This window comes from Neorhizobium sp. DAR64862/K0K3, from assembly GCF_050500185.1.
Taxonomy (GTDB): Bacteria; Pseudomonadota; Alphaproteobacteria; order Rhizobiales; family Rhizobiaceae; genus Neorhizobium; species Neorhizobium soli.
In genome coordinates this window covers 3309902-3333415 of sequence record NZ_CP191449.1, presented here as the reverse complement: position 1 = coordinate 3333415, position 23514 = coordinate 3309902, and the positions used below count along the sequence as shown (strand labels likewise).

Annotated in this window: 10 protein-coding genes; 2 read left to right on the top strand and 8 right to left on the bottom strand. The window is 61.0% G+C overall.

What is annotated here, in order from left to right; genetic code table 11:
* Nucleotides 1-5: 5 nt before the first annotated feature.
* Both pyc and ACQY1L_RS16045 read right to left on the bottom strand, forming a co-directional pair.
* The gene (pyc, locus tag ACQY1L_RS16050; RefSeq protein WP_430241741.1) at nt 6-3467 is read right to left on the bottom strand and encodes a pyruvate carboxylase; all 3462 of its coding nucleotides are present in this window, start codon (nt 3465-3467) and stop codon (nt 6-8) included.
* Between the two features lie 100 nt (nt 3468-3567).
* Nucleotides 3568-4305: a helix-turn-helix transcriptional regulator gene (locus ACQY1L_RS16045; protein WP_062462620.1), complete on the bottom strand. Its 738-nt coding sequence runs from the start codon at nt 4303-4305 to the stop codon at nt 3568-3570.
* Nucleotides 4306-4620: 315 nt separating this feature from the next.
* Here ACQY1L_RS16045 and ACQY1L_RS16040 point away from each other — a divergent pair, with 315 nt between their 5' ends.
* Complete coding sequence (locus ACQY1L_RS16040; protein ID WP_062581549.1) at nt 4621-6396, top strand: glucan ABC transporter ATP-binding protein/ permease; 1776 nt, start codon at nt 4621-4623, stop codon at nt 6394-6396.
* A gap of 384 nt (nt 6397-6780) precedes the next feature.
* On the opposite strand, the gene ACQY1L_RS16035 is transcribed toward ACQY1L_RS16040, so the two are convergent.
* Nucleotides 6781-15276 carry a GH36-type glycosyl hydrolase domain-containing protein gene (locus ACQY1L_RS16035; protein ID WP_430241738.1) on the bottom strand — a complete coding sequence of 2832 codons (8496 nt, stop codon included), beginning with the start codon at nt 15274-15276 and terminating at the stop codon, nt 6781-6783.
* Between the two features lie 261 nt (nt 15277-15537).
* Between ACQY1L_RS16035 and ACQY1L_RS16030 the strand changes: the two genes are divergently transcribed.
* Nucleotides 15538-16707 carry a M20 aminoacylase family protein gene (locus tag ACQY1L_RS16030; RefSeq protein WP_430241736.1) on the top strand — a complete coding sequence of 390 codons (1170 nt, stop codon included), beginning with the start codon at nt 15538-15540 and terminating at the stop codon, nt 16705-16707.
* Between the two features lie 384 nt (nt 16708-17091).
* On the opposite strand, the gene ACQY1L_RS16025 is transcribed toward ACQY1L_RS16030, so the two are convergent.
* The 5 genes from ACQY1L_RS16025 to ACQY1L_RS16005 form a co-directional block, all read right to left on the bottom strand.
* Nucleotides 17092-18066 carry a threonine ammonia-lyase gene (locus ACQY1L_RS16025; RefSeq protein WP_113111672.1) on the bottom strand — a complete coding sequence of 325 codons (975 nt, stop codon included), beginning with the start codon at nt 18064-18066 and terminating at the stop codon, nt 17092-17094.
* An 88-nt stretch (nt 18067-18154) separates the two neighbouring features.
* Complete coding sequence (locus tag ACQY1L_RS16020) at nt 18155-18967, bottom strand: endonuclease/exonuclease/phosphatase family protein (protein ID WP_062462152.1); 813 nt, start codon at nt 18965-18967, stop codon at nt 18155-18157.
* Nucleotides 18968-18992: 25 nt separating this feature from the next.
* Nucleotides 18993-20453 (bottom strand): phospholipase D-like domain-containing protein, encoded by a 1461-nt coding sequence (locus ACQY1L_RS16015; protein WP_174197195.1) that lies wholly within the window; start codon nt 20451-20453, stop codon nt 18993-18995.
* 72 nt (nt 20454-20525) lie between these two features.
* Entirely contained in the window at nt 20526-21881 is a 1356-nt protein-coding gene (locus tag ACQY1L_RS16010; protein WP_092659196.1) for an aspartate aminotransferase family protein, read from the bottom strand.
* Nucleotides 21882-22007: 126 nt separating this feature from the next.
* Nucleotides 22008-23441 (bottom strand): M20 family metallopeptidase, encoded by a 1434-nt coding sequence (locus tag ACQY1L_RS16005; protein ID WP_430241733.1) that lies wholly within the window; start codon nt 23439-23441, stop codon nt 22008-22010.
* Nucleotides 23442-23514 lie beyond the last annotated feature (73 nt).

Here is a 23514-nt window from a genome sequence, read left to right as displayed (position 1 = left end):
ACCCGTCAGGCCCCGTAGACGACGAGCAGATCCTTGGCGTCGATCTGGTCGCCGGCCTTGACCAGCACTTCGGCAAGCGTGCCGTCTTTTTCGGCGTGCAGCGCGGTTTCCATCTTCATCGCTTCGATGGACACCAGCACGTCGCCGGCCTTGACCGCCTGACCCGCCGCCACGAAGACGCGGGAAATCACGCCCGGCATCGGCGCGCCCAAATGCAGGGGATTGGCGATATCCGCTTTGGCCCGCACAGCCGAACCGCTTCCGCCATGGGCCCGGTCCGGCACCTTGATGCGGCGCGGCTGGCCGTTCAGTTCGAAAAAGGCGGTGACCATGCCCTGCGCATCCGGCGCACTCGTCGCCTGGTTGACGATAACAAGCGTCTTGCCGCGTTCGATATCGGCAAACAGCTCTTCGCCATCCGCGATCCCGTAGAAATAGGCATGCGTCGGCAACACGGAGACCGGACCGTAGGTCTCCGACGCCAGGGCGAAGTCGGTGAACACTTTCGGGTACATCAGATACGAGGCGAACTCGAAGTCGTCGACCTTGCGCTCCAGCTTGTCCTCGATCGTCTTGCGCTCGGCATCGAGATCAGCCGGCGCCAGCAGCGAACCGGGAACGTCCGTATAGGGCTGATCGCCCTTCAGCGCTTTTTTCTGGAGCGCCTGCGGCCATCCGCCCGGAGGCTGGCCGAGATCGCCCTTCAGCATCGACACGACCGAATCCGGGAAGGCGATGTCCTTGGCCGGGTTTTCGACATCGGCCACGTTCAGATCCTGGCTGACCATCATCAGCGCCATGTCGCCCACCACCTTGGACGACGGCGTGACCTTGACGATATCGCCGAACATCCGGTTCACATCGGCATAGGTCTGCGCGACCTTGTGCCACTTGCTCTCGAGACCGAGCGAACGGGCCTGTTCCTTGAGGTTGGTAAACTGGCCACCCGGCATTTCATGCAGGTAGACTTCCGAGGCCGGACCCTTGAGATCGCTCTCGAACGCCGCATACTGGCCGCGCACCGCTTCCCAGTAGAACGAGATCTTGCGGATCCATTCCGGATCAAGCCCGGTATCGCGGTCTGTTCGCGACAGCGCTTCGACGATCGAACCGAGGCAGGGCTGCGACGTGTTGCCCGACAGCGCATCCATCGCCGCATCGACGACGTCGACGCCGGCATCGACAGCCGCAAGCACGGTCGCAGCCGAGATGCCCGACGTGTCATGCGTGTGGAAGTGGATCGGCAGCGAGGTCGCTTCGCGTAGTGCCTTGAAAAGGACGCGGGCAGCCGCGGGTTTCAGCAGGCCCGCCATATCCTTCAGCGCGATGATATGAGCGCCGGCCTTTTCGAGTTCTTCCGCCAGTGCGACGTAATATTTGAGATCGTATTTCGGGCGCGCCGAATTCAAGAGATCGCCGGTATAGCAGATCGCGGCTTCGCAGAGCCGGTTCTCCTCGTTCACCGCATCCATCGAGACGCGCATGTTGTCGACCCAGTTCAGGCAGTCGAACACGCGGAAGACATCGATGCCGCCCTTCGCCGCCTGTTGGACGAAGTATTTCACGACATTGTCGGGATAGTTCTTGTAGCCGACGCCGTTTGCGCCGCGCAGCAGCATCTGCAGCAAGATGTTCGGCGCCGCCTCGCGGATCAGCGCCAGCCGCTCCCACGGGTCCTCGGTCAGGAACCGCATCGACACGTCAAAGGTCGCACCGCCCCAGCATTCCAGCGAAAACAGGTTCGGCAGCGCGCGTGCATAAACCCCGGCCACACGGGCAATGTCGTAGGTCCGCATGCGCGTGGCGAGCAACGACTGGTGGCCGTCGCGCATCGTCGTGTCGGTGATCAGCGCCCGGCTTTCGCCCCGCATCCACTCGGCGAATTTCTTCGGGCCGAGCTCATCCAGTTTCTGCTTGGTACCAGCAGGAATATCGCCATTGATATACGGCAGAACAGGCTTTGCCGCCTTTTGCGACGGCGCCGGACGACCCTTGGTTTCCGGGTGGCCGTTGACGGTGACGTCGGCCAGATAGGTCAGAAGCTTGGTGGCGCGGTCGGCGCGCTTGACCTGTTCGAACAGTTCGGGCGTCGTGTCGATAAACCGCGTCGTATAGGAATTGTCGCGGAATTTCGGGTGGGTGATGATCGCTTCGAGGAAGGTGAGGTTTGTGGCCACGCCGCGGATGCGGAACTCGCGCAGCGCCCGGTCCATGCGGGCGATCGCTTCCAGCGGCTGCGGCGCCCAGGCCGTGACCTTGACCAGCAGCGGATCGTAGAAGCGGGTGATGATCGCGCCCGTATAGGACGTTCCGCCATCGAGACGGATGCCGAACCCCGACGCCGAGCGATAGGCGGTGATGCGGCCGTAATCGGGTATGAAATTGTGCTCCGGATCCTCAGTGGTGATGCGGCACTGCAGCGCATGGCCGTTCAGCCGGATGTTCTCCTGCGCCGGAACACCCGATTCCGGCGTGCCGATGGCAAAGCCGTCGAGGATGTGGATCTGCGCCTTGACGATATCGATGCCGGTGACGACTTCGGTCACCGTGTGCTCCACCTGGATGCGCGGATTGACCTCGATGAAGTAGAATTTGCCGGTGTCGCTATCCATCAGATATTCGACCGTGCCGGCGCCGACATAGTTGGTGGCGCCCGCGATCTTCAGCGAATAGGCGGCAAGTTCGGCCCGCTGCTCCTCGGAAAGATAAGGCGCAGGAGCGCGTTCCACGACCTTCTGGTTGCGCCGTTGGATCGAGCAGTCGCGCTCGAACAGATGCACCACATTGCCGTAAGTATCGCCAAGGATCTGGCTTTCCACATGGCGGGCGCGTTCGACCAGCTTTTCGAGATAGACCTCGTCCTTGCCGAAGGCCGCTTTCGCTTCGCGCTTGGCCTCGACCACTTCCTTGGCGAGGTCCTTCGGATCGCGGATGGCGCGCATGCCGCGGCCGCCGCCGCCCCAGGATGCCTTGAGCATGACCGGATAGCCGATCTCCTCGGCCATCTTCGCCACGACATCCATGTCGTCAGGCAGTGGTTCGGTTGCGGGTACCACCGGCACGCCGACCGAAATCGCAAGATTGCGCGCCGCAACCTTGTTGCCGAGCTGGCGCATCGTATCTGGACGCGGGCCGATGAAGATGATGCCGGCCTCGTCGCAGGCATCGACGAATTCAGGGCTTTCCGACAGAAGGCCGTAGCCTGGATGGATCGCATCGGCGCCCGAGAGCTTGGCAACCCGGATCACTTCCGGGATCGACAGGTAGCTCTCGATCGGGCCGAGGTCTTTTTCGAGATGCGGACCGCGACCGACCTGATAGCTTTCGTCCGCCTTGAACCGGTGCAGCGAGAGCTTGTCTTCTTCCGCCCAGATCGCCACCGTCTTGATGCCGAGCTCATTGGCAGCACGAAAGACGCGGATGGCGATTTCGGAGCGATTGGCGACGAGAATTTTCGATATCGGCAAGACAAGCCTCCCCAGGTGCCTCGAATGGTGCACCGCAAGAGATCAACATCTCCCGCATTAGGCAAGGGCTATTTAGTCGATAGCCGGCGTCACTTACGCTTCAGGTCACCAGCCCATGGCGAAATGCCATGGCCACCACATGCTGTCGGTTCTTCGCTTTCAGCTTTTCCTGGAGGCCGTTGATATACCAGTCGACCGTGTGGTTGGAAATGTCGAGCGAACGCGCGATCTCGTGCGATGTCATGCCGTCGGCAAGGAGCGCCATGACTTCCATCTCGCGACGGGTGAGCTGGGTATCCAGTCTGGCCGAGGCCTCGAGCGCCGTCGCGTCGCCGGCGATCTCCAGCAGTCTCCAGAAAATGCGCTTGGCGGCCGTGTCGAACAGTGAGATCTCGGTCGGCGATAGATCGATCGGTTTGCCGCCGATGATCATGTTGCCGAGAAATCCGTTGCGTCCATGGATCGGAAACACGTAGCCGTCGTCGAGACCATGGCGGCCCGCTTCCTGCATCATCCGGTCCATCCGCGAACGATGCGGATCGGACTTCAGGGCAAGGATCGAATCGCGCCAGCGGAACGGGCGATGGGCCGCATTCAGCATCCGCATGACAGGGTCGATGACGGTATATTTGCGCGCGCGATAGACCTCGACCCAGCTGTCCGGCCAGCGGGAGATCAAGGTCATTCCCTCGGGATCCGTTTGCCCTTTTCTCAGGACGATTGCATAGAATTCGAAACCGTAGGTTTTGAGGAGTGACGCAAGATTGTTCGCCACTTCCTTCGTCGTTCGTGCCTCTTCAACCAATACAAGCAACTGCACAACAAATTGGATGCTCAAATTCGCCCCCAGACCGTCTCCCCGACGATCGGCTTTATTCTTATAAAACACCGACGCCGGCATAGAACCCGACCGCCCGCTTAACATAGTTATCATTTATACCACGTACATGCCGAAATCTTGTGATTGACGCAGCGATCAGGATCGGCATCAGCATACCGCATCGGTAACCTAACTACGGGCGAACCCTTGCTCTCACTGGATTATTTTCGGAAAAGAAGTTCACCGGCTAGGTTCGTCTCGGATTCGCCCTGTCCTTGCCATAACTATGCTGCCAATCGTTTCATGCCTGCACTTCAATAGGAGTTGCGCCCGTTGACGCTCTTCCAAGTTTACGCCCGAGCTTTGCAATATCTGACGAAGAACCGATGGCGGGTCGCCGCGGTCGTCGTCGCCAACATTATTCTGGCCATCATCACGATTGCCGAACCGATCCTGTTCGGTCGAATCATCGACGCGATCTCCTCCAAGAGTGACGTCACCAACGTTCTGCTTCTGTGGGCGGGCTTCGGGGTCTTCAATACCGTCGCATTCGTGCTCGTTGCACGCGAGGCCGACCGTCTGGCCCACGGGCGCCGCGCTTCGCTGCTGACGGAAGCCTTCGGACGCATCATTTCCATGCCGCTGTCCTGGCACCACCAGCGCGGCACGTCGAACGCCCTGCACACGCTGCTGCGTGCCTCCGAAAGCCTGTTCGGTCTGTGGCTGGAATTTATGCGAACCCATCTCGCGACCGCCGTTGCAATCCTGCTGCTGATCCCGACCGCCATCTCGATGGACTGGCGCCTCAGCATCGTGCTTCTGATCCTCAGCATCTTCTACTGGATCATTGGCGTTGCCGTGATGAAGCGCACGAAGGAAGGCCAGGCCGCGGTCGAAACCCATTACCACCAGGTTTTCAGTCATGTCAGCGATTCGATCAGCAACGTCTCTGTGATTCACAGCTACAACCGCATCGAAGCCGAAACTTCAGCCCTCAAGAACTACACCAAGGATCTGCTGAAGGCGCAGTATCCGGTGCTGGACTGGTGGGCGCTGGCCGGCGGCCTCAACCGCACGGCGTCGACGGTCTCGATGGGCGTGATCCTTGTGATCGGCACTATGCTGGTGCAACAGGGCAAGATCCGCGTTGGTGACGTCGTCGCCTTTATCGGCTTCGCCAACCTTTTGATCGGCCGCCTCGATCTTCTGCGCCAGTTCGCAACCCAGATTTTCGAAGCCCGCGCCAAGCTCGAGGATTTCTTCGTTCTGGAAGATTCCGTCGAGGAGCGCGCCGAACCGACGGATGCACGCGATCTGGGAGATACGGTCCGGGGCGAAGTGGAGTTCCGCGACGTCTCCTTCGGCTTCTCCAACACGAGCCAGGGCGTTCACGACGTATCGTTCATCGCGCAAGCGGGGGAAACGATTGCGATCGTCGGCCCGACCGGTGCCGGCAAGACGACGCTGATCAATCTCCTGCAGCGGGTCTATGATCCGCAGCAGGGCAAGATTCTGATCGACGGCGTCGATATCGGCACCATCACCCGCAAGTCACTGCGCCATTCCATCGCGACCGTGTTCCAAGACGCGGGCCTGCTCAACCGCTCGATCAGCGACAACATCCAGCTGGGACGAGAAGGTGCAACGCGGGAAGACATCGTCCGGGCGGCAGAAGCCGCAGCCGCGGCTGAATTCATCGAAACGCGTCTCAATGGCTACGACACGACGGTCGGCGAGCGTGGCAACCGCCTGTCGGGCGGCGAGCGCCAGCGTATCGCCATCGCCCGTGCGATCCTCAAAAACGCACCGATCCTCGTTCTCGACGAAGCAACCTCGGCGCTTGATGTGGAGACGGAACAGCGCGTGAAGGCGGCGATCGACAAGCTGCGTCAGAACCGCACCACGTTCATCATCGCGCACCGGCTCTCCACCATCCGCGACGCCAACAAGGTCATCTTCCTCGAGGGTGGGCGGATTGCCGAAATGGGCACCTACGACCAGCTGAGCCGCAGCGGCGGCCGCTTTACGTCGCTCCTCACCGCCAGCGGCATCGTCATCGACGAGGACGAGGAAGGCCACAAGCTCCCGGTACCCGCCGAGCACGCCTAAGCTCTCGACCACTTATACCGATCGAACATCAGACTCCTCGCCTCCAGAAATGGAGGCGGGGGTTTTTTGTGAGGTAATGCGGGAGCACCGCTTTTTCGCGTGAGCTTCTGCCTACGCGGCTTTGCAAGTGCTTGCCATACAAAGCGCGTGAGCGGCGCGCGGGTTGGGTCCCGACCTGTTCCTGCCGGGATCCATGCCGCGCATTGTGAGCGGCATCCCGATCGGCTGGCACGATACGTGGACATCAGAGCAGGACATCGCCCCTCCCCCGGATCGGCCGACACGTCTCCTCACCGGGCACAAACCAACAAAAAACCCCGCTGCCATTGCTGGAAGCGGGGTTTCTGTTTGGGATACCATCAGGACGTTCGACGTCCGGTGGGATCAGCTTTCTGCGGGCGGAGCCGGCAATGCGCTGGTCGCTGGCGCCGCAAGGTTCAAGCCGTTGACCGGATCGACAGCGACGCCACCGATCGACGCCTTGCCGTCCTTGACCACAATCTCGTGGGTGACGCCATCGAGGGTAAGTTCGGCGGTAAAGCCATCCCAGCCGCTTGGCAGGACCGGATCGACATACAGCGTGTCGCCGGCACGACGAATGCCGAGAATGCCTTCGACCGCGGCGCGGTAGAGCCAGCCGGCGGAACCCGTATACCAGGTCCAGCCGCCGCGGCTCTGATAGTCGCCGGCACCGTAGACGTCGGCTGCAACCACGTAAGGTTCGACGCGGTAGGTTTCGGCGGCATTCCGGTCAAGCGCATGGTTGATCGGGTTGAGCATCTGGAAGCACTTCCAGGCATCGTCGCCGCGCTTCAGCCGGGCGAGCGCGAGCACGACCCAGATTGCACCATGGGTATACTGGCCACCGTTTTCACGCACACCGGGTGGGTAGGCCTTGATGTAGCCCGGATCCCTGCGCGTGTCCTGGAACGGCGGGGTGAAGAGGCGGATGATACCCGCATCCTCGTCCACGAGCTTGTCCATGACCGCGTTCATAGCCTGCTCGGAACGATCCGGCCTGCCTTCGCCAGACAGCACACTCCAGGACTGGCCGAGCGAATCGATGCGGCATTCGTCGCTCTTGGCCGAGCCGAGCGGAGAACCGTCGTCGAAATAACCGCGGCGGTAATACGCCCCGTCCCAGCCATCCGATTCCAGCGCAGCCTTCAGCGTATCGATATGCTTGCTCCAGCGATCGGCACGCGAACGATCCTTGCGGGCTTCCGCATAGGGCAGGAAGTTTCGAAGCGCAGCCGCCAGGAACCAACCGAGCCAGACGCTCTGACCACGACCGGCCATGCCGACACGGTTCATCCCGTCGTTCCAGTCGCCACCGAGAATGAGCGGAAGATCCAGGTCTCCGGTCCGCTCAACAGCGAGATCGAGCGCGCGTGCTGCGTGTTCATACAGATCGGCTACCTCGTTGGAGATCTCCGGCTGGATAAAGGCGTCGTGCTTGTTTTTTTCCAGCATCGGTCCGGTGAGGAACGGCAGCTTCTCATCGAGCATCGACAGATCGCCGGTCACCGACACATACTGGTGGATCGCGTAGGCAAGCCACACCACGTCGTCGGAGATCGTCGTGCGAACACCGGCGCCGGTGTTGGGAAGCCACCAGTGCATGACATCGCCTTCGCGGAACTGCCGCGACGCCGCATTGAGGATCTGCTTGCGGGCAAGCGACGGCTCGTGCAGCAGGAACGCGAGCGTATCCTGCAACTGGTCGCGGAAGCCGAAGGCACCCGATGCCTGGTAGAAGGCGGTACGGGCCATGATGCGGCAACCGAGTGCCTGATAGGGCAGCCAGTGATTAACCATGTTGTCGAGCGACTTGTCCGGCGTCGAGATCTTCAGGCGGCCGGTGAAACCGCTCCAGAAGCTGCGGTTCTCCGAAAGGATATCCTCGAACCGGTCGCCGCGAAGCGCCAGTGCAAGGCTTTCCGCCTCCTGCTTCGTTGCAGCATCGCCGAGGAAGAAGGTGACCTCGGTCTCTTCGCCCGGCGCCAGTTCGACGTCGTAGGCAAGTGCTCCGCACGGGTCGCCGTCGAGATCGAGCGAGCCGCTGAGGCTTGAACCGGAAACGACCGCTGCCGGCAACTGAACCGAACCGAACTTGCCGACAAACTCCCGACGGCTTGCCGTAAAGCCCGACGGTGTCTCGTGCATGCCGAGGAAGGCAAAGCGCGAGAAGTTGATGCTGAACGGGTTGGTCGCAAACAGCGTGCCCGTCGCCTCGTCACGGCTGGACAGGATGAATGGCGAGGTCTTGGCAGGATTGGTGCCCAGCAGCCATTCGACATAGCCGTAGATGCGCAGCTTCTTCGTTTCCGAACCGGTGTTGCGAAGCTTCATATGCGAAAGCTTTGCGGACCGGTTGCGGTCCACCGTCTGGGTCAGCGACAGCTTGACGCCATCTTCCTCGGTCGAGAACACCGAATAGCCGAGGCCGTGACGGGTTTCGAACACGGTTTCTGGACGACGCGACAGAGCCGCGAACGGCGTGACCACGGTGCCCTTGTCGATATCGGCCACGTAGAAGCCTTCGCCGGGACGGTTGATGACGAGATCGTTGGTCCACGGCGTCATCTGGTAGTCGCGCGAGTTCTGCGCCCAGGTAAAGCCTGCGCCTTCCGCGGAAACGTGGAAGCCGAAATTGTCGTTAGAGATGACGTTGATCCACGGATGCGGCGTCGACTGACCACCGTTGAGGCGCACGACATATTCGCTGCCATCTGCGGAGAAGCCGCCAAAACCGTTCCAGAACTCAACTCCGGCCGGACCTTCGCTGGTCTCGACGGGAGCGGAATAGATCTCGCCATTTAGCAGCGGACGGCGATCAACCTCGATCTCCTGATCCTTCGGCGGGGCGAAGATCGTGCTGGTCCGGTTCAACTGATCGCTGATGCGGCCGTTGCGCGCATGAAGCACGACGCGGGACGCGGCAATCAGACCATCGGCGCCGGCACCTTCGATCAGGTCGCGGCGCAGCGTGAAGACGTGCTGGCGTCCACCTTCCTGACCCATGCGGGCAGACATGTGTTCGATCGACGTCTGTACTTCCTGGGCACCCTCGGTTGCCCGCTCGTTGAAGATGACGAGATCAGACACAACGCCGCGCGAGCGCAGGTACTGCTGGGCAAGGATAGCTTCCTTGGCAACCGGCATGTCGTTTTCGTCATTGATGCGCAGCGTGAAGATCGGCAGGTCGCCGGACACCGTCGACGGCCACAGCCCCGACTGTGCCTGCATGCCGGCCTTCAGCGTCGGCTGATCGGCCCGAAGCTGCATGTCCGGATAGACCAGATAGCGGGCGAGATGCTGGAAGGCCGCGGCATCCTGCGAGGTAACGCCGAGATGGCGCATCTGCACCTGCGTGCGGGTCCAGGCCTGGGTCAGTTCGTTCTGGAAGGTTTCGGCATGACGATAATGTTCGATCGCCTTGTCGAGATCCTCGCGCCGTGGCGCGGCGATCGTCCAGAAGATAACGCTGACCTTCTTGCCCGCGGGCACACGAACCGTGCGGCGCAGCGATAGGATCGGATCGAGCGTGAAGCCGTCGGTGTTGGACAGCGACGCACCCGGATCGAAAGCGGCTGCTTCCGACAGCGTGCGACCCCGGCCGAGGAACTTGCGACGGTCGGTCTCGTATTCGGTCGGTCGCGAAGACCCGGCATTGTCGGCGGCAAGGTGTGCCACGATCATGTCGGGATCGCTGAGGTCGCGCTTGTTGCGCCAGGCGCGGATGACGTCGCCACGCTTGCCGATCTCGGTGCGGATAAACATGCGCGAGAACACGGGATGGCCACTGTCGCCATCGTCGCCGGCAATCACAGGCTCCATGTAGGAGGTCACTTCGATGAAGCGGTCCTCGTCGCCCATGTTGAGCAACGTCACGCGACGTCCCTCGGCATCGTGTTCGGTGCCGACAATAACTTCGACCGTGCTGGTCAGCTCGCCGACCGTCTTGTGGAATTCGGCCTTTTCGTCACCGAACACCGTCTTGGTCTGCTCGCCTTCGGCGCGGCGTGGTTCGGCCGTGGTGGACCACCACTCGCCGGATGTCGTGTCGCGCAGGAAGATGAACTGGCCCCAGCGGTCTTCGGTCGGATCCGCCTTCCAGCGGGAAACCGAAAGGTTGTTCCAGCGCGAATAGCCGGAACCGGTCGCCGTCAGCATCAGCGAGTAATGGCCGTTGGAGAGCAGAACCAGTTCGCGGTCCTTGGTGGCCGGGTTGGTGACGGTGCGGATTTCCGGACGCAGCAGCTCGCCGCCGCCGGTACCTGGCTTTTCCTCGTGCTTGGCGCTCATCACTGGAATGTCGCGCGGTGCCTTTTCCTGCAGAAGCAGTTCCGCCGCTTCGATCACAGGATCGGCGTGGAAGAGTTCGCGCAGCAAACCGTTCATGACGACGTTGGCAACGGCTGCGATCGACATGCCATGGTGGTGGGCATAGTAGTTGTAGACGACCGCGCAACGCTTGCCTTCCGGCACGCGGGTCGGCGTGAAGTCGACCGCATCGTGGAAACCGTAGATGCCGAGTGCGCCGAGCTTGCGCAACTCGTTGAGGTTTTCGACGGCCGCGATCGGATCGTACTGGCTGGCGAGGATCGAGGCATAGGGTGCGATAACGGCATTCTGGCCGAGACCGCGCTTCAGACCCAGCGTCGGCACACCGAAGTTGGTGTACTGATAGTGCATCTGATGATCGAGCGCGTTGAACGCGGCTTCCGAAATGCCCCATGGCGTGCCGAGACGGCGGCCGTGGTTCATCTGTTCCTTGACGATCAGATTGTTGGTCTGGTTGAGGATACCGCCTTGACGCTCCTGCATGACGAGCGGCGGCATCAGGTATTCGAACATCGAACCCGACCAGGAGACGAGCGCACCGCGCGCGCCGATCGGCACGACGTGACGGCCAAGCTTGTACCAGTGCTCGGTGGGCAGATCACCCTTGGCAATCCCGAACAGGCTGGTGAGACGCGCTTCGGACGCGAGAAGGTCGTAGCAGGCCTCGTCGACCTCGTTGCTTTCGACCCGGTAGCCGATCGACAGAAGGCGGCGGTCCTTGCGGAACAGGAACTTGAAGTCCATCCCGAAGGCGATCTTGCGGGCACGATCACGCAACACGGCGAGACGGTCGCGCAGTTCCTCGATATTGCCATTGTCGAATGTGCTGTCGCCGATATGCGCTTCGCAGACGGCAACCAGCGACGCTGCCCACTTGGTCACTTCCTCGCTTTGCGCGGAACGCACCTCATGATCGAGATTGTGCGACAGCTTCTGGATGTCGCGGGCAAGCACCGACAGGTTGATGATGCGGATCGAGGCGAACTCGTGCTCGCGCTTGACGGCGGCAAGCGCGTTGGAGAAGCCGATGATACGCTCCTCAAGACGGCGCCGCAGCGGACGGACGGTCTTGCGATCGTCCGGCAGCGACTTCAGCGTTTCTTCGAGAATGCCGACGACATCGCCGAGACCATCGAGATTGCCCTGCAGATGCGCAGAAGGCGCTTCCGCCCAGACACGGCAGGCCGACGAGATGGCGATCAGGTGGCCAGCGAAATTGCCGCTATCGACCGACGACACATAGCGCGGCATCAGAGGCTTCAGGGTATCGGTGTGATACCAGTTGTACATGTGGCCGCGGAACTTGTCCGCGCGCTCGACGGTCGCAAGCGTCTGCTCGATCCGTTCGATCGTTTCGGTAAACGAGATCCAGCCGAAATGCCGCGCCGAGACGATCGACAGAAGGTAGACGCCGATATTGGTCGGCGACGTCCGCTTGGCGATCGAGGGATTGGGCTTTTCCTGGTAGTTGTCAGGCGGCAGGTAGTTTTGCTCCGCCGTGACAAAGGTTTCGAAATAGCGCCAGGTCCGCCGCGCGATCTTGCGCAGCTCGACCGAGACGTTTTCAGGCACGAACAGCTTGTCTTCGGTTTCAGCGGACTGGCTGACATACCAAGCAACCAGCGGCGAGAAGATCCACAGGATGGCGAACGGAATGCCGACCAGGAACGCGTTGTCGCCCGGAAGGGCCGCGAGGATCACCGAGAGAACGGCAATCGCCGGAGCATGCCACATGGCACGGTAGTAATCGGTAGGGCTGCCCTGGGCGCCCGACTGGATCGAGGCGGCTGTCTTCCATTCCAGCATCAGCTTGCGGCTGACGAGCAGGCGGTAGAGCGAGCGGGCGATCGCATCAGTCATGATGCAGGCAGAATCGGCGATGAACACGATGCGCAGTGCGACCTGCGCATTGGTGGAGCGCACATCCGACCAGACCGAATAGAAATGGGCGCTCGTGACATTGTCGCTGGAGCGCGGCAGAAGGTTGGTGAGAAGCGAGATGGTGGGCGCCACGAACAGCGAGAAGATCAGCAGGATCTGCCAGATCAGCGCACCGAGCGGATCCATGAAGTACCAGCCGAGAATGGAGGCGAAGAACCATGCGATCGGGGTGAGCGACCGGCGCAGGTTATCGAGCATCTTCCAGCGGCCAAGGGCGCTGACGCCCCGCTTGGCTTCAAGAATGTAAGGCAGGAGCTGCCAGTCGCCACGCGCCCAGCGATGCTGGCGCGAGACCTCGACCTCGTAGCGAACCGGGAAATCCTCGACCAGCTCGACATCGGTGATGAGCGCGCAGCGCGAGAACGAGCCTTCGAGAAGGTCGTGCGAGAGAACGGCGTTTTCTTCGATACGGCCCTTGAGGGACGTCTCGAACGCGTCGACGTGATAGAGGCCCTTGCCCGTGAACGAGCCTTCGGCCGTCAGGTCCTGATAGACATCGGAGACCGCAAAGACATAGGGATCGAGACCGCGGCCGACCGAAAACACGCGCTGGAAGACAGAGGCTTCCTTGCCGGTCGTCAATGACGGCGTCACGCGCGGCTGCATCAGACCGTAGCCGCGCACGACCTGGTGCGTATCAGGATCGATGACGGGACGGTTGATCGGGTGATGCATTTTGCCGACCAGCTTGGTCACCGCATCGCGGATCAGGCGGGTGTCGGCATCGAGCGTCATGACATACTGGACATTCTCCGGCACCATGTTGGCGCCCTGGAGATAGGTCGTGTCACGATCGCCGCGGAGCAGAAGATTGAGTTCGTGCAGCTTGCCACGCTTGCGCTCCCAACCCATCCAGGCGCCTTCGTTCGGGTTGAACAGGCGGCGGCGGTGCAGGAGGTAAAAGCGCGTCCCCGCCTCTTCCATGTAGCGGGTGTTCAGCGCTGCAATCTCGCGCTTGGCATATTCGAGGATTTCAAGATCAGCTTCCTGTTCCTCGAACTTGGCATCGCGCCAGTCGCTGAGGAGGGCAAAATAGATCTCGCCCTTGGGGTTGGCCAGATAATGGACTTCGAGATTGCGGACGAGTTCATCGACCGTATCCCGGTCGGCGATCAGGCAGGGCACCACGACCAGCGTGCGCGCCTCCTCGGGAATGCCTTCCTTGTATTCGTATCCGACAAGCCGGGCCGGTTTGACGAAATAGGTCACGACCGTATTGAACAGACCGGTCGCGCCTTCCGACGCGGGCAGCGCGAACATCAGAAGCAGGAAGAAGACGACCACCAGCGGAATGGCAGCCGCCACGAGGAAATAGCCGGTAACGGCGAGCGCCAGAAAGGTGAGAAGCATGACTGGGCCGCCGATGGCGAACCAGCCGAGCTTGCGGTAGGCGCGCACAGCCCGCTGCAGAAGCGGCGGCTGGTAGCCGACGGCCGTCTCCAGCTCCTTGCGGCGGCGCCCGACGATGAAGGCGCCGACATTGGTTTCGCGCTCGTCCGGATTTTGCGCCCTAGCCGCGATCGCAAGATCAACGGCAGCCTGGGTCACCTCGGCTTCGCTGCGCTTGGAAACGCGGGCGATCTTTTCGATGCGGCTGCGGAAGGCATTGCGCGAGCCGAAATCGAGCGCTTCGTAATCCGTGTGCTCGCGGAAGATCTTGTCGATCTGCGAGACCTCTTCGAACCAGACGCTCCACTCCGTATCGTCGATCAGGCGCAGGCTCTTGATGATGTTGCCCATCGTCACGTTGCCGGACGACAAGCGGCTCTGTTCCGCCTGCATCACGGTTTCGACAGCCTTGCCGGACGCGACCAGCCGCTTCTCCAGCCATTCGATGGCAAAGCCGGAATTCTGCGAGGCATTGCGCAGGCGATAGAGGAACTGGCTGGTAAACGTGTTGTCGTCGGTGAGGCCTTCGAGGCTCTTCAGGAGCTCGGCACCGGCAGTCTCGTCGTTCAGACGAATGATCTCGTCGGCGGCATCGTTGGCGCGGCGGCGCATGTTGCGCGAGCGATCAACGCGGCTGGCGATACGACGCAGGTTCTCAATGAGAACGAAGCGGATGAACGATGGCAGCGCCCAGAGTTCGCCGATCTCCAGCGGCTCGTCGGTCTGGTAACCCTCGACCATCTCGGCCAGCGTTTCGCGCGAGATGCTGCTGTGGGTGTGCGCCACATAAAGCCATGCCAGCGAGAGAACGCGCGGGATTTCCTGGCTGCCGATCTTGGTGGTCGGCAACTGCTTGAAGAATTTCTTCGGGAAGTCGCGGCGGACTTCCTGGATCGCTTCCTCGACGATGTAATAGTTGTCGAGCAGCCATTCCGCGGCAGGCGTGATTGAAGCACCCGCATCGACATCCTGCGCGGCGGCGCGATAGACCCTGAGAATTTCCTTCTCGTTTTCCGCGTGGCGCGTGAAAAACTCGAATTTCATGAAGCCCGGCAGATCGGCTGCACCTTGCCGACCCAGCGTTTCTCCACATTGCCGAAGATCATCAGCCGTAAAATACGTCGCGCGGATCGAATCGTTATGATCGATCTGCTTGCTTTCCGTTTCGCGGGTAGAAGCCGAAGGCTGAATATCAGGGGACATGGATGAACTTCTGAATGAATTTCGTTTCACGAACTAAGATGCGAAGCATGAGATAGAGAGCGATCCTTATATTGCAAATCGTGGATCAATCGCTATCGCATCTGCTCACGCAGTAAGACATTGTCGGCTCTAGGGCCAACAGCCTGAATAAATGCTGAATGCGAGGCTGTTCATTTGCCTGAACGATGATGGCACTGCTAAACGTGAACGATACGAGTGAGCAGCTTGGACGCGTTTGCAGGCAGATAGGGTGATGGAACGATGACGATCAAGTTTACCAACGACATGAGCGAAGTTGTGGCAACCCGCCGCTTTCTGCATCAGCATCCCGAACTTGGCCTCTCGGAATTCACCACTTCGGACTATATCGCGGCAAAGCTTGAGGAATTCGGTTACGCCGTCACCCGCGGCCTCGGCAAGACCGGCATCGTTGCGACCCTGAAGAACGGATCGAGCGATCGATCGGTCGGCATTCGCGCCGATATCGACGCGCTTCCGATCGAGGAAGAAACCGGCGCGGACTATGCAAGCCTCAACAAGGGCGTCATGCATGCCTGCGGTCACGATGGCCATACCGCCATGCTTCTGGGTGCCGCAAAGATACTCGCACAGCGCAAAAACTTCGACGGCAAACTCAATCTGATCTTCCAGCCGGCCGAAGAAAATTTCGGCGGCGCCAGGCTGATGATGGAGGACGGACTGTTCGATCGCTTTCCCTGCGACGCCGTCTTCGGCCTGCACAATGACCCGAGCCTGCCCTTCGGCAAGATCTTCGTCAAAGAAGGGCCTATCATGGCGGCGGTCGACGAATGCCGTATCGTCGTCAATGGCCGGGGCGGTCATGGTGCCGAACCGCAGGATGCCGCAGACCCGATCGTCGCCGGCGCCAGCATCATCATGGCGCTGCAGACTGTCGTTTCCCGCAACATCCATCCACTCGATCCGGCCGTCGTCACGGTCGGCGCGTTCAACGCCGGCATCGCCAGCAATGTCATTCCGGAGCGGGCAGAAATGGTTATCACCATCCGGTCCTTCGACCCTGCCGTGCGAGACAAGCTGGAGGAACGGATCCGCGGTGTAGCAGTTGGCCAGGCGGCAAGCTACGGCATGACAGCGACAATCGAATATACCCGCGGCTACGACGCGACCGTCAACCACAAAGCGGAGACGGACTTTGTCAGGGACCTGGCGAAGAAGGTTGTCGGCCCGGAAAACCTTGCCGAAATCGAACGGCCGATGATGGGCGCCGAGGACTTCGGTTATTTCCTTGCAGAGAGGCCAGGCACCTATTTCTTCTTAGGCACCGCAAGAACCAAGAACGATCCCCCGCTCCATCATCCGAAATTCGACTTTAACGACGACGCCTTGCCGATCGGGACAAATTTCTGGGTGGAACTGGCAGAAGCCTATCTGCCGACGACACAGGGCTGAAACAGTAAGCCTTCCGATCCGGGCGCGGATCGGAAGGCTTCGTTGCTATTGAAACCTTGAATTTCGGATACGTGTCAGGCGAGAATACCGAGCGTGACTGCCCCGATGAACACGAAGGCGGCAGTCACAAGGCCTGCATATGCTACCCACTGCCACCTGCTGACGACGCCCGGGGCGCGGTGAGGGAATGCCCGAGTATGATGCTGGATCGGCTGCATGCGAACCTCCCGGTTTTGTGTCTCTTCCCATGTAGTTTAGCTTAACTCTACCAAGCTGATAGAGATAACTTTCTCCTGAGCACCACGTTCCTTGGAAAATACTTTTTTCTTAACGCCCCAACGTGCCGGTTAACGGTTTATTATGCCTGCGGCCTAAAACGAGACCTCAGGCGGCAAACCTGTCGAGCGCCAGGCGGAACACGTCCGGGTCGATATTGCCGCCTGAGCAGACCGCAATCACCGTCTCGCCAAGGCTCTCGCCATGGAAAAGCGCCGCCGCCAGCGCAACCGCGCCGCCCGGTTCAACGACGATCTTCAGACGGTTGAAGGCAAGCGCCACCGCATGCAGCGCTTCATCTTCCGTCACCACTATGCCCGGGCCGCAGAGACGCGACATGATCGGAAAGGTAATCGTGCCAGGCTGCGGCGTGACGATCGCGTCGCAGAGCGAACCTGATTGTGTGGCGTTCTTCTGGATCGTTCCGCTCGCAAGCGAACGGGTCACGTCGTCAAAGCCTTCGGGTTCGCAGGGATGCACGGTAAAGCCCGGTGCACGTGCTTCGAGCGCCAGCGAAATCCCGGATATGAAGCCGCCCCCGCCGGTCGGCACCAGAACACTGGCCTGCGTGATCCCCTCTTCCGCAGCCTGTTCGGCGATTTCCAGACCTGCCGTCCCCTGCCCGGCGATGACAAGCGGTTCGTCGAATGGCTTGATGAGGGTCAGGCCTCTTTCGCTCGAAAGCTGCCGGCCGATCTCGTCACGATCCTCGCTGGCGCGATCGTAGAGCACCACTTCGGCGCCGTAGGCCCGCGTGTTTTCAATTTTGATGCGCGGCGCATCGGCGGGCATGATGATGACGGCCGGAATGCCATGCATCCTGGCCGCCAGCGCCACGCCCTGCGCATGGTTCCCGGACGAAAAGGCGATAACGCCCTTCGCGCGAACGTCCGCCGGAAGATACGAAATTGCCGACCACGCGCCACGGAACTTGAACGAGCCGGTCTGCTGCAGGCATTCGGGTTTCACGAAGATGCGCCGCCCGGCGATGTCATCCAGAAATGACGAGGACAGAAGCGGCGTGCGGCGGGCATGGCCGGAAAGACGGCCGCGCGCGGCTTCGATCATAGCAATATCGGTCATCGGGAAATCCTTGGGGACGAACAGGCGAGACCCCGAACCTATTCGCCGATGCTGCAGGCGTAAAGATGCCGACGGCCGACAAGTGCCGCTATCCTTCAGCCGTTGAACCGAGTTTCACCACCGTCTTGATTGGAAGATGGTCGGACGCGAGCCGCGCAAGCGGCGTGTCATGGGTCACGACCCTCTCAATCAGGCCCGGCCGGTTCGCCATGATCCGATCGAGTGCCAGCACCGGCAGGCGCGACGGAAAGCTTGGAACCGCCGGCGGCAGGCCGAATACGGTAGCGAGTGTGTTGAGCGCCGAGCGGTCACCCAGCCGCCACTCGTTGAGATCGCCCATCAGCACTGTCGGATGCTCGTCGCGGGAGCCGATGATCTCGAGCAGCATGCGCGCCTGCTGCTGACGCGACCGGTTGAGAAGACCAAGATGTGCCGCAATCACGCGAAGTGTGCTGCCATCCTTCATCTCGAGTTCGGTGATTAGTGCCCCGCGCGGCTCCAGCCCCGGCAGTTTGACCTGATGCACGTCGCGGACGAGACCTTCGCGGAAAAAGATCACATTGCCGTGCCAGCCATGCGCCTTGGCGACGCCGGAGATCGGCACCGGAAGCAGCCCCGTTTCACGCTCCATCCAGCCGAGATCGAGTAGGCCGCGACGTTCGCCAAACCGGCTGTCGGCTTCCTGGAGAGCAATCACGTCCGCGCCGATTTCGCGGATCACGTGAGCGATACGGGCCGGATCGAACTTGCGGTCGATGCCGACGCATTTGTGCACGTTGTAGGAGGCGATCAGCATGCCGCTGTCTCTGTCATGCACGGAATGAACGCCTTCGCCGCGGTTCTTGCGGGCCTTGATCGATGCCAGGATGCTGGCCGGAAGGTTGGGACGTTTCTGATGCATGATATCGCGCTTCGGTCTTGCCGGTTTAAAGATAGGGCGATCCCAACCAAAGAACTTTCTCGATCAGGCGAACGGGAAACGGCCGTGATCTCAGGCTGTGAAGCGTCACCTCGGTCGAAGAGGAAATCATCAAGTCTATCCTTCGTTCCAAAGTTCGCGCAAAAGCCTCGTCCAGCACTTCCAGATCCACCTCGAAATTCAGCCGCAGCGAACGCGGATCGAGATTGGAAGACCCCACGTAGGACCAGCGGCTGTCGACGGTCAGAAGCTTGGAATGATTGAAGGCGCCGCTTGCCCGCCAGATACGGCAGTAGTTCTTCAGCATCTGGTCGAACTGCGCCGTCATCGCACGATCGACAAGCGTCAGGTTGTTCGCGCCGGGCACGACGATATCAACCCGCACACCGCGCCTTGCCGCCGTAACCAGCGCGGTAATCAGCTCCCGGTCCGGCAGAAAATAGGGCGACACGATGCGGATCGATGACCGGGCGACGGAAAATGCGCCCATCAGCATCTTGTGGTTGGTCTCGACGCTACGGTCCGGTCCGGTCGAAACGACCCGGGCAATGACCGCCTTGCCGGGTTCCGCCGCGGGCGCGACAAGCTCCCATGCCTCATCTTCCAATGTCTCGCCCGTGGTGAACTGCCAGTCGGCGGCGGCAACGGCAAAAAGGTCGGCCACCAATGGCCCGGTAACCTTGAAATGCGTATCGAGCGAAAACCCATCGCCATTGAATTCGCTCGAGAAACTTTCGCGAATGTTGATGCCGCCGGTAAACGCGACGCGGCCATCCACGACCAGGATCTTGCGGTGGGTTCGAAGGTTTGCGTAAGGCAGCCGCAAGCCGACAATGACGTTGCCGTTGAAGACGCTGACCCCGACGCCGCCATCGCGCAGCATGCCGAGTACGCTTGGAACCGAGTAGCGGGCGCCGACCGCATCGATCAGCACACGCACTTCCACACCACGCTTTACCGCCGCGGTCAGGGCCTCGACAAACTGACGTCCGATCCTGTCCCGATCGAAGATGTAGGTTTCCAGAATGACGCTCTTCTTCGCCTTGCGGATCGCACCCAGCATGGCGGCATAGGCGGCGTCGCCGGTATCCAGCGAAAGAATGGAATTTCCGGATGTGAGGTGATGGGAAGTAACCCGGTCTCCCAGCGTCTTCATCGCGCGGAACCGGTGACCAAAATCCTTGATGATCAGTGCATCTGTCGCGTCGTAGGAGGCAAAATGCGCCCACTCGCGGCCCTGCAGCAGCGCGCGGCGGTCACTGATGACCGTTCGGCGGATGCGATTGACGCCGGCAAGCATATAGAGCGACGCGCCGATGATGGGCGACAGGACGATGATGCCGACCCAGCCAATCGCCGAGCGCACCTCTTCCTTCGTCATGGCCGCGTGGATCGCGGCCGCCGTGCCGGCAACGAGCGAAAAGACGAACAGGATGTGCGGCCAGTAGGTATGGAAGAGGTCAAGCATGAGGCGAATATATGCGCCCCATCGCTTTGGGCAATCGGAGCCGGACAAAGGTTAGCCCGGCTCCTGATGACATCAGGCGTCGAGCTGCTTTTTCAGCACGTCGAGCGACGCTTCGAATGTGTCGAACAGCACATCCAGCTGAGACTCGTTGATGATGAGAGGTGGGCAAAGCGCCAGCGAGTCGCCGATCGCACGGCTGATCAGCCCCTTCTCGACCATGATCGAAAACAGTTTCGGGCCGAGCTGACCGGTGGCAAACCCTTCGCGCGGAGCAAGTTCGAGCGCACCGATGAGACCGATGCCACGCGCTTCGATCGCCAGCGGATGACCTTCGAGTTCCTTCAAACGCGACTGAAATTTTGGCGCAAGCGCCCGGACGTTTCCGACCAGATCGCGCTCTTCGATGATCGCGATATTTTCCAGCGCAACGGCCGCCGCCACCGGGTGGCCGGCGGCGGTGACGCCGTGTCCGAACGTGCCGATCTTCGCGGATTCGTCCGCGATCGGGGCGTAGACGTTCTCGTTGATGAGAAGCGCCGAGATCGGCTGGTAGGACGAGGAGATCTGCTTCGACAGCGTCATGAAATCCGGCTGCAGATCGAAGGTCTGCGTCCCGAACATGTTGCCGGTGCGGCCAAAGCCGCAAATCACTTCGTCGGCGATGAACAGGATGTCGTATTTCTTGAGGATGGCCTGGATGGCCGGCCAATAACCGGCAGGCGGCACGATCACGCCGCCAGCACCCATCACCGGCTCGCCGATAAAGGCTGCGACGGTTTCGGGGCCTTCGCGCAGGATCAGGTCCTCGAGTTCCTTGGCACACCGTTCGACGAAGGCAGCCTCGCTCTCGCCCTCGAGCTTGAAGGCGCGGTAATGCGGGCAGGATGTGTGGAAGATGCCGGGCAGCGGAAGATCGAAAGAGCGGTGGTTGTTCGGCAGACCGGTCAGGCTTGCGGAAACGGCCGTCACGCCGTGATAGCCCTTGATCCGGGAGATGATCTTTTTCTTCTCCGGCTTGCCCATGGCGTTCGACCGGTACCAGATCATCTTGATGGCCGTATCGTTGGCTTCCGAACCCGAGTTCGTGAAGAACGCCTTCGACATCGGCACCGGCGCCATCTGCACCAGCTTTTCGGCAAGCTCGATCGACGGGCCGTTCGCCCGCGATGTGAACGTATGGTAGTAGGGCAGCTTGCTCATCTGCCGCGTGGCGGCCTCGACCAGCCGGTTTTCACCAAAGCCGACAGCGACGCTCCAGAGGCCGGACATGCCTTCGATGTATTTCTTGCCGTTGTTGTCGTAGACGTAGATGCCTTCGCCGCGTTCCATCACCAGCGCACCGTCGCGCTCCAGAGCGCGGGCGTTCGTGTAGGAGTGCATGTGATAAGCCTTGTCGCGGGCTTCCATGGAATTGGGCTGTACCGTCACGAAGGGCCTCCTCTGCACCTGACTGATTTTGGCGTCATTCTTACGGCGAAACGCCAATCTTGGACAGCGCAAAACACTGTCCAAGAACTTCTCCGTTCGAAATAGTTGACACGACGGCTTACATGTTCACTTCACCGTCATTGCGGCGACCGGCGGCTCGGTACCGGCAGGCATCGGGCTGATATAGGCCTGGCCCTTCAGCCGCTTCCTCAGATCCGCCCAGGCGGCCTCGCGCAGCTGCTCGCTTTCCAGCGCCGCAAGACCCGTGGCGGCCATTGCCTTGGCAACGGACACCATGCCCTTGTGGGCAAGCTCGCTCTTGCCTTGCGCGACGACCTGCCAGGTATGAAGCTGGGTTCCGATGGCAAGCGTTGCGCCATAGGCCTGAACGGTCGGCACCACCCAGCTGACATCGCCGACATCGGTCGAGCCGCCCATCTGACGAAGCTCGCCATGCGCCGGAAGCACGAAATCCGCCAGGGGAACATCGCGTTCGTCAAGCCGCTCCTGGCGCCAGCTCGCCGCAATATCCTCCGGCGTCAGCGTTGCACGGATCTTGGCCGCAAATTCCTGGTCGGCGGCATCAAAAGGCGGCGGGCCGAGGCTTTCCCAGACATCCTGCATCGCGTCCATCAGCGGTGTGTTGACGACGAGGTTGGAAACGCCGGCAAGGATCGTGCTTTCCACCTTCGTTTCGGTCATCAGCGCCGCACCTTCCGCGACCTTCTTGACCCGCTCGATCAGAGGCAGCAGGCCCGGCAATTCGGGTGCGCGAATGACGTAGCGAACCTTGGCATGCGCCTGGACGACGTTTGGCGAAATGCCGCCGCTGTCGAGAACCGCGTAGTGGATCCGGCAATCGGATGGCATGTGCTCGCGCATATAGTTGACGCCGACACTCATCAACTCGACGGCATCGAGCGCACTGCGGCCAAGTTCCGGAACCGCCGCGGCATGCGCCGCACGCCCGGTAAAGGTAAAATCGACACGGCAGTTGGCAAGCGATGTCTCGCGCTGGACGCCTGCGAAATTGCTGGGGTGCCAGCTGATGGCGATATCGACATCTTCAAACGCGCCGGACTGCACCATGAATGCTTTGGCAGCCCCGCCCTCTTCCGCCGGGCAGCCGTAATAGCGCACGCGTCCCGGCGTTCCGTTGGCTTCGAGCCAATCCTTGAGAGCCGTTGCGGCAAGAAGCGAGGCGGAACCGAGAAGATTATGGCCGCAGCCATGGCCGTTTGCGCCGGCAGTGATCGGATCGTAAGCGGTTTCGCCCGCCTTCTGGCTCAACCCGGCAAGAGCGTCGAACTCCCCGAGAAAGGCAATCACCGGTCCACCTTCCCCAGCCTCGCCGATCAGCGCGGTCGGAATGCCGGCCACGTTATCGGTGATCCGGAACCCTTGAGTTTCCAGCATTTCCCGATGCGCTGCCGCGGACAGGGTTTCCATGTAGCAGGTTTCCGGCGTCTCCCAGACGCGGTCGGACAGCTCCCGGAAAACCTCAGTCTTGCGGTCGATAAGAGTTAAGATGTAGGGAAGATTGGAATTTACGGTCGTCATAATATGCGCCTCGATCAAGCATTCGGTCCTGAAGGCGCCAAACCCTAACCGTTTCCCGCCCAATGACAATGGA

Coding starts and splice junctions, on each gene's coding strand:
- ACQY1L_RS16025 (WP_113111672.1), bottom strand. CDS start 18,066: ATGACCGATATTGCTATGATCGAAGCCGCGCGCGGCCGTCTTTCCGGC.
- ACQY1L_RS16015 (WP_174197195.1), bottom strand. CDS start 20,453: ATGCTTGACCTCTTCCATACCTACTGGCCGCACATCCTGTTCGTCTTT.
- ACQY1L_RS16035 (WP_430241738.1), bottom strand. CDS start 15,276: ATGTCCCCTGATATTCAGCCTTCGGCTTCTACCCGCGAAACGGAAAGC.
- ACQY1L_RS16030 (WP_430241736.1), top strand. CDS start 15,538: ATGACGATCAAGTTTACCAACGACATGAGCGAAGTTGTGGCAACCCGC.
- ACQY1L_RS16020 (WP_062462152.1), bottom strand. CDS start 18,967: ATGCATCAGAAACGTCCCAACCTTCCGGCCAGCATCCTGGCATCGATC.
- ACQY1L_RS16005 (WP_430241733.1), bottom strand. CDS start 23,441: ATGACGACCGTAAATTCCAATCTTCCCTACATCTTAACTCTTATCGAC.